General features: G+C 69.6%; 10 protein-coding genes, 5 tRNA genes and 1 pseudogene. 5 read left to right on the top strand and 11 right to left on the bottom strand.

All coding sequences use genetic code 11. The annotated features are described in order from the left end of the window. Nucleotides 1-2 precede the first annotated feature (2 nt). Nucleotides 3-1,427 carry a 3-isopropylmalate dehydratase large subunit gene (gene leuC, locus ACZ4LX_RS10915; protein WP_467640926.1) on the bottom strand — a complete coding sequence of 475 codons (1,425 nt, stop codon included), beginning with the start codon at nt 1,425-1,427 and terminating at the stop codon, nt 3-5. A gap of 174 nt (nt 1,428-1,601) precedes the next feature. On the opposite strand from leuC, the gene ndgR reads away from it, so the two are divergent. After that, entirely contained in the window at nt 1,602-2,318 is a 717-nt protein-coding gene (ndgR, locus tag ACZ4LX_RS10920) for an IclR family transcriptional regulator NdgR (protein ID WP_003966003.1), read from the top strand. A gap of 80 nt (nt 2,319-2,398) precedes the next feature. On the opposite strand, the pseudogene ACZ4LX_RS10925 reads toward ndgR, so the two are convergent. The 10 genes and pseudogenes from ACZ4LX_RS10925 to ACZ4LX_RS10970 all read right to left on the bottom strand — a co-directional run bounded on the left by ACZ4LX_RS10925 (nt 2,399) and on the right by ACZ4LX_RS10970 (nt 7,561). Continuing rightward, nucleotides 2,399-2,825 (bottom strand): annotated as a pseudogene (locus ACZ4LX_RS10925) (monooxygenase family protein). 175 nt (nt 2,826-3,000) lie between these two features. Further along, nucleotides 3,001-3,073: transfer RNA gene (locus tag ACZ4LX_RS10930), tRNA-Glu, on the bottom strand. 44 nt (nt 3,074-3,117) lie between these two features. Beyond that, a tRNA-Gln gene (locus tag ACZ4LX_RS10935) sits at nt 3,118-3,189 on the bottom strand. 12 nt (nt 3,190-3,201) lie between these two features. Continuing rightward, nucleotides 3,202-3,274: transfer RNA gene (locus ACZ4LX_RS10940), tRNA-Glu, on the bottom strand. A 60-nt stretch (nt 3,275-3,334) separates the two neighbouring features. Continuing rightward, nucleotides 3,335-3,407, bottom strand: a tRNA-Glu gene (locus ACZ4LX_RS10945). 44 nt (nt 3,408-3,451) lie between these two features. Beyond that, a tRNA-Gln gene (locus ACZ4LX_RS10950) sits at nt 3,452-3,523 on the bottom strand. 85 nt (nt 3,524-3,608) lie between these two features. Beyond that, a complete protein-coding gene (locus ACZ4LX_RS10955; RefSeq protein WP_467640930.1) occupies nt 3,609-4,328 on the bottom strand; it encodes an HAD family hydrolase in 720 nt (239 codons plus the stop codon). Between the two features lie 560 nt (nt 4,329-4,888). Beyond that, on the bottom strand, nt 4,889-6,361 hold the full coding sequence (gene gltX / locus ACZ4LX_RS10960; RefSeq protein WP_467640933.1) for a glutamate--tRNA ligase: 1,473 nt from the start codon (nt 6,359-6,361) through the stop codon (nt 4,889-4,891). Beyond that, nucleotides 6,354-7,130 (bottom strand): fumarylacetoacetate hydrolase family protein, encoded by a 777-nt coding sequence (locus ACZ4LX_RS10965; protein ID WP_467640936.1) that lies wholly within the window; start codon nt 7,128-7,130, stop codon nt 6,354-6,356. Before ACZ4LX_RS10965 ends, gltX begins: the two co-directional genes overlap by 8 nt. Nucleotides 7,131-7,372: 242 nt before the next feature. Further along, entirely contained in the window at nt 7,373-7,561 is a 189-nt protein-coding gene (locus ACZ4LX_RS10970) for a hypothetical protein (protein WP_467640939.1), read from the bottom strand. A gap of 578 nt (nt 7,562-8,139) precedes the next feature. Between ACZ4LX_RS10970 and ACZ4LX_RS10975 the strand changes: the two genes are divergently transcribed. From ACZ4LX_RS10975 to ACZ4LX_RS10990, 4 genes are all read left to right on the top strand, one after another. Continuing rightward, entirely contained in the window at nt 8,140-11,880 is a 3,741-nt protein-coding gene (locus tag ACZ4LX_RS10975; protein WP_467640942.1) for a sensor histidine kinase, read from the top strand. A gap of 9 nt (nt 11,881-11,889) precedes the next feature. Beyond that, the gene (locus ACZ4LX_RS10980; protein ID WP_006127850.1) at nt 11,890-12,303 is read left to right on the top strand and encodes a roadblock/LC7 domain-containing protein; all 414 of its coding nucleotides are present in this window, start codon (nt 11,890-11,892) and stop codon (nt 12,301-12,303) included. 133 nt (nt 12,304-12,436) lie between these two features. After that, a complete protein-coding gene (locus ACZ4LX_RS10985; RefSeq protein ID WP_073738726.1) occupies nt 12,437-12,844 on the top strand; it encodes a DUF742 domain-containing protein in 408 nt (135 codons plus the stop codon). Continuing rightward, nucleotides 12,825-13,406, top strand: coding sequence for a GTP-binding protein (locus ACZ4LX_RS10990; RefSeq protein WP_073738725.1), 582 nt, complete (start codon nt 12,825-12,827; stop codon nt 13,404-13,406). Before ACZ4LX_RS10985 ends, ACZ4LX_RS10990 begins: the two co-directional genes overlap by 20 nt. The last annotated feature ends 67 nt before the right edge of the window (nt 13,407-13,473 follow it).

The raw sequence follows: 13,473 nt of genomic DNA on the forward strand, positions 1-13,473 counted from the left end.
TCTCAGACTCCGGCGGGCGTACGGGCGTCGGACAGGTCGGCCGGCGAGGCCAGATGGCCCAGCACGGCGGTCGCGGCGGCAACCTGCGGGGAGACCAGGTGGGTACGGCCGCCCTTGCCCTGCCGGCCCTCGAAGTTGCGGTTCGAGGTCGAGGCGGAGCGCTCGCCGGGGGCCAGCTGGTCGGGGTTCATACCGAGGCACATCGAGCAACCCGCGTGCCGCCATTCGGCACCCGCGGCGGTGAAGACCTTGTCCAGGCCCTCCTCGACGGCCTGGAGGGCGACCCGGACCGAGCCCGGGACGACCAGCATCCGCACGCCGTCGGCGACTTTGCGGCCGTCCATGATCGCGGCCGCGTTGCGCAGGTCCTCGATCCGGCCGTTGGTGCAGGAGCCTACGAAGACGGTGTCGACACCGATCTCACGCAGCGGCTGGCCGGCGGTCAACCCCATGTACTCCAGGGCCTTTTCGGCGGCGTTGCGCTCCGAGGCGTCCTCGTACGAAGCGGGATCGGGGACGTTGGCCGACAGCGGCGCGCCCTGGCCGGGGTTGGTGCCCCAGGTGACGAACGGCGCCAGTTCGGCGGCCTCGATGACCACCTCGGCGTCGAAGACCGCGTCGTCGTCCGTGCGCAGCGTCTTCCAGTACGCGACGGCAGCGTCCCAGTCCTCGCCCTGCGGGGCGTGGTCCCGGCCCTGCAGATAGTCGAAGGTGGTGCGGTCGGGGGCGATCATGCCCGCCCGCGCGCCGGCCTCGATCGACATGTTGCAGATGGTCATCCGGGCCTCCATCGAGAGCTTCTCGATGGCGGAGCCGCGGTATTCGAGGATGTAGCCCTGGCCGCCGCCGGTGCCGATCCGCGCGATGATCGCGAGGATCAGGTCCTTGGCGGTGACGCCGTCGGGCAGTTCGCCGTCGATGGTGATGGCCATCGTCTTCGGGCGGGCCAGCGGCAGCGTCTGCGTGGCCAGCACGTGCTCGACCTGGCTGGTGCCGATACCGAACGCCAGCGCACCGAACGCACCGTGCGTGGAGGTGTGGGAATCACCACATACGACCGTGGTGCCGGGCTGGGTCAGACCCAACTGCGGGCCGACCACGTGCACGACGCCCTGCTCGACGTCGCCCAGCGGGTGCAGCCGGACGCCGAACTCCGCGCAGTTCTTGCGCAGGGTCTCCAGCTGTGCGCGGGAGACCGGGTCGGCGATCGGCTTGTCGATGTCGAGGGTCGGGGTGTTGTGGTCCTCGGTGGCGATGGTGAGGTCGAGGCGCCGCACCGGGCGTCCGGCCTGCCGCAGACCGTCGAAGGCCTGCGGGCTGGTCACCTCGTGCAGCAGGTGCAGATCGATGTAGAGGAGGTCGGGCTCACCTTCGGCGCGCCGGACGACATGGTCGTCCCAAACCTTCTCCGCGAGTGTCCTACCCATCGCTTTCCCTCCGGCCGGCGTCGTCGCCGGCCCAACTAGAGATTCGGTGCGCCCCCGTCCGGACCCCCGTGCGGGGCGGTGGCTACGGGCCGTTGTGGGGCCGCCCGTACAGGTTCGCAACTTCCCCGGAAAATTGAACTTGCGTTTCACAGAGTGAGACGCGAGTATCGTCGTATGGACAACTCTAGCGGCGTCGGCGTTCTCGACAAGGCAGCTCTGGTATTGAGCGCCCTGGAGTCCGGACCGGCCACACTCGCCGGGCTGGTCGCGGCGACCGGGCTCGCACGACCCACGGCTCACCGGCTGGCCGTGGCACTGGAACACCACCGCATGGTGGCAAGGGACATGCAGGGCCGCTTCATTCTCGGCCCCCGGCTCTCGGAGCTCGCCGCCGCGGCGGGCGAGGACCGGCTGCTCGCCACGGCGGGCCCGGTGCTGACCCACCTCCGCGACATCACCGGCGAGAGCGCCCAGCTCTATCGCCGGCAGGGTGACATGCGCATCTGCGTGGCGGCGGCGGAGCGGCTGTCCGGACTACGGGACACCGTGCCGGTCGGCTCCACGCTCACCATGAAGGCGGGATCCTCCGCGCAGATCCTGATGGCCTGGGAGGAGCCGGAGCGCCTCCACCGCGGACTCCAGGGCGCCCGGTTCACCGCGACGGCGCTCTCCGGCGTACGCCGCCGGGGCTGGGCCCAGTCGATCGGTGAGCGCGAACCGGGCGTCGCCTCGGTATCCGCCCCCGTGCGCGGCCCCTCGAACCGCGTGGTCGCGGCGGTCTCGGTCTCCGGGCCGATCGAGCGGCTGACCCGCCACCCGGGCCGGATGCACGCCCAGGCGGTCATCGACTCCGCCGCCCGGTTGAGCGAGGCCCTGCGCCGTACCGGCTGAACCGACGCTCCCGCTCCTCCCCCAACAGGCCGCCCCAGCGTCGTGGCGGCCCCCTTCGAGATCAGTCTCGGCTCAACGCCTCACTTCGCGCCGGAACGGTGCGCGAGCCGGTCCGCCGCTCGGCGGCCCCGCCCCTCGACCGGCAGCGACCCGGTCGCCGCGACCGGTCCGTACGCCGGCATCTCCGCGTATACGGACTCGCAGCCGCCCTCGGGCACGACATGGGTCCCGTGCCACAGCCCCACGTGCTGCCGGGACTTCTTCTCCTTGCGACTGATCATCGCCCACGCCTTGAGGTGCGGCGTGTCCGGCGCCACGGCGTACGCGTACAGCTTCTCCTCCGACTCCCCGTACTTGGACGACGCAGTACGTCCTGGGCGAGCCGGACAGCACGTGGTATCCGAGCAGGCCGTGGCTCTTGTCCCGGCTCAACTCCCCCAGCAGGCGCGGCATCGCGAGGACCACGGGGAGCCGACGGCGCACTCCCCAGAAGTGGTTGACGCGCATGCCGGTCGGCAGGATCACCACATCCTCCTCGGCCGCCGCGGTCGTCCGTCCCTGTTTCGGTTTCGCGGACGGTACGGGCTGTGAGAGCGGCTCCGGAGCCTGGGGCCGAACAGCCCCCACGCAGAAGCAGAAGGTCCCTCACCGGAGTGAGGGACCTTCTGCTTCTGCTCTGTTGTACCCCCGACCGGATTTGAACCGGCGCTACTGCCGTGAGAGGGCAGCGTGCTAGGCCGCTACACAACGGGGGCTTGGATACTGCGACTTACTGATGGTGCAAACATACTGTCTTGCGCTGGGCTACCAGGACTCGAACCTAGAATGACGGTACCAGAAACCGTAGTGTTGCCAATTACACCATAGCCCATGGTGTTACAAGTACCCCCGACCGGATTCGAACCGGCGCTACTGCCGTGAGAGGGCAGCGTGCTAGGCCGCTACACAACGGGGGCCCTAGCGATCCTGCATCAAGAACGTGGGTGCGACCCAGATGTTCTCGCGGGAAGGATCTGTACCCCCGACCGGATTTGAACCGGCGCTACTGCCGTGAGAGGGCAGCGTGCTAGGCCGCTACACAACGGGGGCTTGCTTACTACAACTTGCTGATCTTGCAAACATACTGTCTTGCGCTGGGCTACCAGGACTCGAACCTAGAATGACGGTACCAGAAACCGTAGTGTTGCCAATTACACCATAGCCCAATGAAACGCAACCCCTGAGGGTCTTGTTCCTGTCTGCGCTTCCCGTCCGGATCTTTCGTTCCGCTCGGGCGGCGCAGAAAGAACATTACCCGAAGGTGTCCGGCGCTCCAAAACGGGTATGGCCCGCAAGTACGCCGGGGAGCTGGTCGAGAGCCGTGATCCGGACGAGTTCGGGGCGTCCGCCAAGGCCGCGCCGGTCCAGCCAGACACCCGTCAGTCCCGCCGCCGTCGCGCCCGCGGCATCGATGTCGGGTTCGTCGCCGACGTACAGCACCTCGTGCGGATCGAGCGCCAGTGCCTCGCAGGCGGCGAGAAAGGCCCCGGCAGCGGGCTTGGAGACGCCCAGTTCCACGGCGCACAGCACCACCTCGAAGCGGTCCCGCACCCCGAGCGCGCGCAGCTTGTGGTCCTGGTTGTGGATGCTGGAGTTCGACAGGACGGCGTGGCGGTACCCGTCCGCCAGCCGGTCCAGCGTCGGCACGGCGTCCGGGAACAGCTCCCAGGCCGCCTCGTAGTGCCCGGCGTGCCTGCCGAACCACTCGTCGGCCTCGCCGTCGCTCAGCGGCCGCCCGAGAAACGTCCGGACCCGCTCCCTGCGCTGCCCCTGGAAGCTGACCTCCCCGGCCGCGAACCGTGCCCACTGCACGTCCGTGATGGCCTTCCACGCGTCGAGGGCCCGCGGGAGGGAGGCATATCTCTCGGGCAGGCCCTCGTGTTCCAGGTGCTTGCGCATGCCGACGCGGTCGGCGCCGGAGTAGTCGAAGATCGTGTCGTCGATGTCCCAGAGCACGGCTCGGATCGGCATGCGGCCACACTAACGCGGGTGGGCGTCACAGACCTCTGCGCGGACGGTGCCCGGAACTGCTGCTCGGCACCCGGCGGCAGGAGGCAGGGGGTGCTGCCGCAGCGGCGTTGTCGATGGCCTTGCGCAAAGGCCCTTCCAGATCCGATACGAGTACGTTCGCGGCGCCCGCCGATGTGTACAACTCGCTTACGGACACGTTGAGATCGCTGTCCGTCCGCCCTCCGCACCGTCCTGCCGAACCCCCACCGGGTGATGTCCACTGACGCTATTCATCACGCGAGTTTCCGTGAGCAAACAGCAACATGGGGCCGAATGCCGCGTGCGGCTCGGCCGAAACCGTGCCCTTGGGCCGCCCCCACCGGTTCGCGGCGCGGACAGACTTCGATCTTCAACTCCTCAGGTCCGAGGCCTTGGGGCGACAAGTCGGACGCCGCACTCGCGATCGCCCGGGCCGGGCTGCCCGCGTTCCGCGGAAGGCAGGGCGCCGACATGAATACGGAGACATGCCGATGGGGTGGCTGCTCCAGGAGAGCAGCCACCCCATCGTGTGATCGAAACCGCTACGCGGCCAGCTTCGCCAGCGCCGCGTCGATGCGGGCGATGGTGCGCTCGCGGCCCAGGATCTCCAGGGACTCGAAGAGCGGCAGGCCGATCGTGCGGCCGGTGACGGCGACGCGGACCGGAGCCTGCGCCTTGCCGAGCTTCAGGCCGTGCTCCTCGCCCGCGGTGAGGATCGCGTTCTTCAGGGCGTCCGCGTTCCACTCGGCGGCGATCAGCTTGGCGCGGGCCGTCACGAGCAGGGCGTCGGAGCCCTCCTTCATCGCCTTGGCCCAGGACGCCTCGTCGGTCGCCGGCTCGTCGAGGAAGAGGAAGTCGACGTTGGCCGTGATCTCGGAGAGGACCGTGAGCCGGGTCTGGGCGTGCGGGGCGATCGCCGCGAACACGTCCGCGTCGAAGGCTTCCGGGGCCCAGGGGGCGAACGGGGCCTTGAGCCAGGGGCCGCAGGCCTCGGTGAAGGTCTTCACATCCAGCCGGCGGATGTGCTCGGCGTTGACGTGCTCGCACTTCTTGAGGTCGAAGCGGGCCGGGTTGGCGTTGACGTCCGTGATGTCGAACGAGGCGACCATCTCGTCGATGTCGAAGATGTCCCGGTCCTCGGCGATCGACCAGCCGAGCAGCGAGAGGTAGTTGAGCAGCCCCTCGCGCAGGAAGCCGCGCTCGCGGTAGAGGTTGAGCGAGGCCTGCGGGTCGCGCTTGGAGAGCTTCTTGTTCCCCTCGCCCATGACGTACGGCAGGTGGCCGAACTCCGGGGTCTGCTTGGCGATGCCCAGCTCGATGAGCGCCGCGTACAGGGCGATCTGGCGCGGGGTGGAGGAGAGCAGGTCCTCACCGCGCAGGACGTGGGTGATGTCCATCAGCGCGTCGTCGACCGGGTTGACCAGCGTGTAGAGCGGGGCGCCGTTGGCGCGGACGATGCCGTAGTCCGGCACGTTCTCCGGCTGGACGGTGATGTCGCCGCGGACCAGGTCGGTGAAGGTGAGGACCTCGTCGGGCATCCGGAAACGGACGATGGACGCGCGCCCCTCGGCCTCGTACGCGGCCTTCTGCTCCGCGCTCAGGTCGCGGCAGTGCCCGTCGTAGCCGGACGGCTTGCCGGCGGCGCGGGCGGCGTCGCGGCGGGCGTCGAGCTCCTCGGTGGTGCAGTAGCAGTGGTACGCGTGGCCGGCGGCGAGAAGCTTCTCGGCGACGTCCTTGTAGATGTCCATGCGCTGCGACTGGCGGTACGGGGCGTGCGGGCCGCCGACCTCGGGGCCCTCGTCCCAGTCGAGGCCGAGCCAGCGCATCGCTTCGAGGAGCTGCTCGTACGACTCCTCGGAGTCGCGGGCCGCGTCGGTGTCCTCGATGCGGAAGACCAGGGTGCCCTGGTGGTGCCGGGCGAAGGCCCAGTTGAAGAGAGCCGTCCGGACCAGGCCCACGTGGGGGTTGCCGGTCGGGGAGGGACAGAAACGTACGCGGACAGGTCCGTTAACCACGCTTGATCACCTTGTTGGTGAGAGTGCCGATGCCTTCGATGGTGACGGCGACCTCGTCGCCGACATGGAGGGGTCCGACCCCTGCGGGAGTCCCGGTGAGGATCACATCGCCCGGGAGCAGCGTCATGGCTTCCGTGATGTGGACCACCAGGTCCTCGATGCTCCGGATCATTTCGCTCGTCCGGCCGAGCTGGCGTTGCTCGCCGTTGACCGTGGCCTGGATGGCCAGGTCACTCGGATCGAGGTCGGTCTCCACCCAGGGGCCGAGCGGGCAGGAGGTGTCGAAGCCCTTCGCCCTGCCCCACTGCTTCTCGCGCTTCTGGGCGTCGCGGGCGGTCACATCGTTGGCGCAGGTGTAGCCGAAGATGACGTCCTTGACCCGCTCCCGTGGCACCTCACGGCACATCCGGCCGATGACCACGGCCAGCTCGGCCTCGTGGTGCACCTCTTCGGAGAAGGAGGGGTACTCGATGGCGTCGCCGGGGCCGGTCACCGAGGTGGTGGGCTTGAAGAAGACGACGGGGACGTCGGGGACCTCGTTGCCGAGTTCCGCGGCGTGCTCCGTGTAGTTGCGGCCGATGCCCACGACCTTGTTGGGGAGCACGGGCGGCAGCAGCCGGACCTTGCTCAGCGGAACCTTGGTCCCGGAGAGCTCGAACTCGGTGTACGGGATGCCCTTGATGATGTCGAGGACGAGACCATCGGGCCCGTCGCCCTCGACGGCGCCGAAGGCGACATTGCCGTCGATGGAGAACCTGGCGATGCGCACGGGAAGCTGTCGCCCCTCACTTGCTGGGTAGCTGAAGACTGACGCTCCAGGCTATCGCCTCGCCCCGCGGGGTTTGCCCCCGATTGGGAGCGTCGTCCGGTGCCCGCGGCCGAAGGGTGCGGCGACAGTCCGGCGGCGGGGCCACCAGGGCGTTCCCGCAACGCCGTGCGCCGCACGGCACGGCGGGGCGGACCTCGCCGGACGAGCGGCGGCGCGGGTGATGAGGGGAGACGCCGCGCGTATTACTCCGCGGCGGTGGCGGCCGCGGGGGCGGTCATCAGGATCGTGCGGCGCGGGTTGGCCGTCTGCGTGGGCAGGTCGACTGCGTGCTCCGGCCGCTCCGGCGTCTGCAGAGCTTCGGCGTCCTTGAGGTGCGCCAGCGTGGTGCGCCGGGGGTTGGCAATGTTGCGGAACATCATCGTCGTCTTCATCTGCCGTACGGACCCTGTCACTAGGGGCACCCCCCTGAAGGGGCGCCGGTTGTCGGTTTCGCCATCCCTGTAAAGCGCCAGGCTAAACATTCGATTCCCTCCGGGGGCCTGGATGAGACGGCGATCATCCTGTGAGTTTGCTCACGAAGTGGGCGACAATTCCGCCAATTCGGGCGACGGATGCGATCGGAGGAAACGGACATTGCATCACTGAATGATTTATTCCGCTCCCGATCATGTCGACTGGGACACCCGCCACCCCCACCTGCTTCACCCCCAATGGTCCGTTATGTCAGTGATCACTCTCCACGACTTGTCACTCCCCCGTCACAACGTGTCACCCAGGTCACAGCCCGGCACTGGGCCCTTGTTGGAGATCCGTCACTGTGCTGAAATTCCACGCACCGCCGCGGTTTCAAAGCCGGCGCGCAGGGGCGCAACGCAGCGCCGAGTGGCGGCGGGAAGGGGAGGAGCGCCGGTCACTCACGACCACCATGGGGCAGCACAACGCCCCACGACGCCGACACCGTTCCTTCCGTCATGACGGAAGAACGCCTGGTCCAGAGGTTGCGACGCTAGTGCAGGGACGTTTCAAGAGGGATGGCAGCGCTGCGGCGGAACAGGAGCCGCGCGGCGGGACCGACCGCGGTTCCTCGCCCCAGCACGCCCAGAACCCCGGACCGGCTGCGGCCGGCGACAACAACGACCGCGCCCAGCGCTCCGGCGGGGCAGCGGGCAGCGAGTCCGATCCGGCCGCCACGCCCAAGCCGCGAGCGGCGGCGGGCCCGGGGTCACGAGTAGCTCTTCGCAACTGGCGCATCAGCACGCGCCTGGTTTCCCTGCTCGCCCTCCCCGTGGTCGCCGCGACCACGCTGGGTGGTCTCCGTATCAACGACTCCATGAACGACATCCAGCAGCTGGAGCACATGCAGCTGCTGACGAAGATGACGAAGCAGGCGACCTCACTGGCCCAGGCGCTCCAGGAGGAGCGCGACCGGTCGGCGGGACCGCTGTCCAACGGGGTGCCGGCGGACGACTTCAAGGTCACGGAGCCCCGGAAGAAGACCGACCGGGCGAAGAAGTCGTTCCTCACCGCGACGAGCGACCTCGGTGACACCACCGGTGACGAGGCCCTGGAGAGCATCCACTCCAGCGTCCAGCAGATCGCCTCGCAGCTCGGCTCCATCCGCGACATCCGCAAGCAGGCGTATGCCAAGGACAGTCCGAGTCTCCAGACCGTCGACGCCTACAGCCAGCTGATCACCTCGCTGCTGAGCCTCTCCCAGGACATGGCGCAGGCGACCAGCAGCCCCGAGATGATCAAGCGGACCCGCGCCCTGGCGGCCTTCTCCTCCGCCAAGGAGTACGCGTCGGTCCAGCGCGCGATCATCGCCGCGGCGCTGCCGGGCGGCAACGACAAGGAACCGCACCTCGACCGCAACGACCAGCAGTTCGGTCTGGCCGCTCAGCGCAAGGAGGACGCGGCCCGCCGCTCCTTCGAGGCCATCTACACGACCACGGGCAAGAGCGCCGACGAGCTGACCTCGACGCTCGACGAGGGCCAGCCCGAGATCAAGGCCGCCGACACCTACGCCAAGAAGGTGCTCGACAACGCCAACGGCATGAGCGGCCCGGGTGTGCGCCGTTCGTACATGGACTGGTACGACCAGGACTCCACCAAGATCCAGGCCATGAAGCAGATCGAGGAGACGCTCCTCAGCGACATGGAGGGCAAGGCGCGCGAGCTGCGCGACGAGTCCCAGCGCGAGGCGATCATCTCGGGTGCGCTCATCCTGCTCGTGCTCGGTGTCTCGCTGGTCGGTGCCTTCGTCGTCGCCCGGTCCATGATCCGCTCGCTGCGGCGCCTCCAGGACACCGCTACGCGCGTCGCGCAGGACCGGCTGCCCGAGCTCGTCAAGCAGCTCTCCGAGGCCGACCCGCAGGACGTCGACACCTCGGTCGAGTCGGTCGGTGTGCACTCCCGGGACGAGATCGGCAAGGTGGCCGCGGCCTTCGACGACGTGCACCGCGAGGCCGTCCGCCTCGCCGCCGAGCAGGCCCTCCTCCGGGGCAACGTCAACGCGATGTTCACGAACCTCTCGCGCCGTTCGCAGGGCCTCATCCAGCGTCAGCTCTCGCTCATCTCCGAGCTGGAGTCGCGCGAGGCCGACCCGGACCAGCTGTCCTCGCTCTTCAAGCTCGACCACCTCGCGACCCGTATGCGCCGTAACGGTGAGAACCTCCTCGTCCTCGCGGGCGAGGAACCGGGCCGCCGGTGGACCCGCCCCGTGCCGCTGGTCGACGTGCTCCGTGCCGCCGCCTCCGAGGTGGAGCAGTACGAGCGCATCGAACTGGCCGCGGTGCCCGCCACCGAGGTCGCCGGCCGGGTCGTCAACGACCTCGTGCACCTCCTCGCCGAGCTGCTGGAGAACGCCACGTCGTTCTCCTCGCCGCAGACGAAGGTCCGGGTCACCGGTCACGCGCTGCCCGACGGCCGGGTGCTCGTCGAGATCCACGACACGGGTATCGGCCTCTCCCCCGAGGACCTCGCGGCGATCAACGAGCGGCTCGCCTCGCCGCCCACCGTGGACGTCTCGGTATCCCGCCGCATGGGTCTGTTCGTGGTCGGCCGGCTGTCGCTGCGTCACGGCATCCGCATCCAGCTGCGGCCCTCCGACTCCGGTGGTACGACCGCGCTGGTCATGCTTCCGGTCGACGTCGCGCACGGCAACAAGCAGCCGGTGCCGAAGCAGGCCCCGGGCCAGCAGCCCGCCCCCGGTGGGCTGCTCGCCGGCGACAACGCGCCCCGTACCGGCCTCGAAAGCGCTCCGTCGGCCCCGGGCGGCCGGCTGCCCGCCGGTCCCGGCGCCACGCGTGGGCAGGTCGGCGCCGGTTCCGGTCCGAGGGCGGCCCTGCCGTCCCGCGACACCGGCTCGGGCCGCCCCCAGAATCCGCAGGGTCAGCCGGGCCAGTCCGAGCAGACCGGCGGCCGGCCGGACGTCTTCCAGGGCGGCGGGTTCCCGCACACCGGTCCGCAGAGCCGGCAGCCGGACGCCTCGCGTCAGGAGCCGCCGCGTCAGGGCGGCGGGCTCTCCGGTGCCTTCGGCGGCGGTGCCCGTCTCGGCGCCCGCGGCCAGGGCGACGGCACCGGCCGTACGGACTCGGGCCGGCCCAGCCTGTTCGACCAGAAGCGTCCGGAGCAGAACGGTCCCGGACGTCAGGCCCCGCAGCCCCGGCCGAACCAGGGCGGCGGCTTCCAGCAGCCCGGCGGGTTCGGTCAGAACGACCGCCAGCTGCCTCCGGTCGGCGGACCCGGTCAGAACGACCGCCAGCTGCCTCCGGTGGGCGGTCCGCGTGCGGAGCTGCCGGGCGGCAACCCGCAGCCGCAGCGTCCGCAGGCCACCAGCTGGGGCAGCAACGAGGAACCGTCCGCATCCGGGTACTCCCCGCTGGACGCACCCCGCAGCCACGAGGAGCCCGAGTCCACCGGCCAGTTCCAGCAGCCGCAGAACCCGCCGCCGCTCAGCCCCCGTCCGCCGCTGGACAGCCGTCAGGGGCCCGGCTCGACCTCCGAGTTCGCCCGTCCCGACTTCTCGGCACCGGCCCCGCAGCAGCGGCCCGTGCCGCAGATGCCGGACCCGGCGAGCACCGCGCAGTTCGCCCGCCCGGACTTCGGCCAGCCCGCCCAGGACCAGGGCCGGCCGGCGCCGCGCCAGCGTGACCGCGACAACGGGGACTTCGGTGCCCCGCGTCCGCCCGTCCCGCCGGCTCCGGGTGGGGAGTACCGGCCGGTGCTGCCGCAGCAGTCGCAGCCCGAGGCACTGCCGCCGGCCGGTCCCGGCGACGGCCGTACCCCGCTCTACGACACGCTGGAGACGAACTGGTTCCACGGTCCGCAGCAGGGCGGCCAGCAGCCGCCCGCCGCGCCACAGGTGCCCGGGTTCCCCCAGCAGCCCGCCGAGGAGCGTCCCGCTCCCGCCGCACCGCGCCGCGGCGCGGGCGACGCCAACGGCGCCACAAGCTCCTGGCGCGCCTCGCCGAACGATGAACTCGGTCGGCAGGCGGAGCGGGTGAAGAAGCCCGCAGCAGGCGGAATTACCACGTCCGGTCTGCCCCGCCGGGTCCCGCGTGCCAATCTGGTGCCGGGTACCGCCCAGCAGCAGAACCATCAGTCCGGTCCCCAGGTGTCGCGTGCGCCCGATGATGTGCGCGGGCGGCTGACCAATCTCCGCCGGGGCATCCAGCAGGGACGTCAGGCCAACAACGGCCCGTCGACCGGCAGTTTCCCAATCGGCCCCACTCACCAGCAGGAGCGTTAGTTGAGCCCGATGAGTCAGGCCGCGCAGAATCTGAACTGGTTGATCACCAACTTCGTGGACAACACCCCAGGGGTGTCCCACACAGTGGTGGTCTCCGCCGACGGACTCCTGCTGGCGATGTCCGAAGGTTTCCCGCGCGACCGCGCCGACCAGCTGGCGGCTGTCGCCTCCGGTCTGACGTCGCTGACCGCGGGTGCCTCCCGGATCTTCGAGGGCGGCGCCGTCAGCCAGACCGTGGTGGAGATGGAACGCGGATTCCTCTTCCTGATGTCCATCTCGGACGGCTCCTCACTGGCCGTGCTGGCCCACCCGGACGCCGACATCGGTCTGGTCGGCTACGAGATGGCTCTGCTGGTGGACCGGGCAGGCACTGTCCTGACGCCGGACCTCCGCGCCGAACTCCAGGGCAGCCTGCTTCACTAGGCGGCCGTGAACCGGTGACACAGACGATTAGCCCAGGTACCGCACTCATCACTCGCCCGTCCGGCCGTTTACAGACCCCCACCGGCCCCTTCAGACGGCAAGCCGACACCCTGCTGTCACGCCCGGAGGATTCATGACCCCGCCCCCCGCCTCACCCGATCCGTACGGCGCGTTGAACCACGCGTCGTACGAAGGTGAAGGCGACCAGCCGCTGGTCCGCCCGTACGCCATGACCGGTGGACGGACCCGACCGCGCTACCAACTCGCGATAGAGGCGCTGGTCAGCACCACGGCCGACCCGGCGCACCTCGGGACGCTGCTCCCCGAGCACCAGCGGATCTGCCACCTGTGCCGCGAGGTCAAGTCGGTGGCCGAGGTGTCGGCCCTGCTGTCGATGCCGCTCGGTGTGGCCCGGATTCTCGTCGCGGACCTGGCGGAAGCCGGCATGGTGGCCATCCACCAGCCGGGCAATGGAGAGGCCGGCGGCGCGCCGGATGTGACACTGCTCGAAAGGGTGCTCAGTGGACTTCGCAAGCTCTAGTGGCGGTGCAGCCCGGGCCACCACCTCGGCGAAGATCGTGGTGGCGGGCGGGTTCGGCGTGGGTAAGACCACGTTCGTCGGTGCCGTTTCGGAGATCAATCCGCTGCGCACCGAAGCCGTGATGACGTCCGCGTCCGCGGGCATCGACGACCTCACACACACCGGCGGCAAGACGACCACGACGGTCGCGATGGACTTCGGCCGCATCACCCTGGACCAGGACCTGATCCTGTACCTCTTCGGTACACCCGGACAGGACCGCTTCTGGTTCATGTGGGACGACCTCGTACGCGGCGCCATCGGCGCCGTCGTCCTCGTCGACACCCGCCGCCTCGCCGACTGCTTCCCCGCCGTCGACTACTTCGAGAACAGCGGTCTCCCCTTCGTCATCGCCCTCAACGGCTTCGACGGACACCAGCCCTACACCCCCGACGAGGTCCGCGAAGCCCTCCAGATCGGGCCCGACACCCCGATCATCACGACCGACGCGCGGCACCGCGGTGACGCGAAGAGCGGTCTGATCACCCTGGTCGAGCACGCCTTGATGGCGCGGCTCAAGTAGGCACAAGTCGGTATTGCCGTACGCCAATTACGGTAGTCGCACGGGGGTGGGCTGTGTCCTTTGACAC

The sequence above is a fragment of the Streptomyces sp. NPDC026062 genome (assembly GCF_055568375.1).

Bases quoted from the DNA above. Each gene is read 5' to 3' on its own strand.
- leuC (WP_467640926.1), bottom strand. From the start codon at position 1,427: ATGGGTAGGACACTCGCGGAGAAGGTTTGGGACGACCATGTCGTCCGG.
- ndgR (WP_003966003.1), top strand. From the start codon at position 1,602: ATGGACAACTCTAGCGGCGTCGGCGTTCTCGACAAGGCAGCTCTGGTA.
- ACZ4LX_RS10955 (WP_467640930.1), bottom strand. From the start codon at position 4,328: ATGCCGATCCGAGCCGTGCTCTGGGACATCGACGACACGATCTTCGAC.
- ACZ4LX_RS10970 (WP_467640939.1), bottom strand. From the start codon at position 7,561: ATGAAGACGACGATGATGTTCCGCAACATTGCCAACCCCCGGCGCACC.
- ACZ4LX_RS10980 (WP_006127850.1), top strand. From the start codon at position 11,890: ATGAGTCAGGCCGCGCAGAATCTGAACTGGTTGATCACCAACTTCGTG.
- ACZ4LX_RS10985 (WP_073738726.1), top strand. From the start codon at position 12,437: ATGACCCCGCCCCCCGCCTCACCCGATCCGTACGGCGCGTTGAACCAC.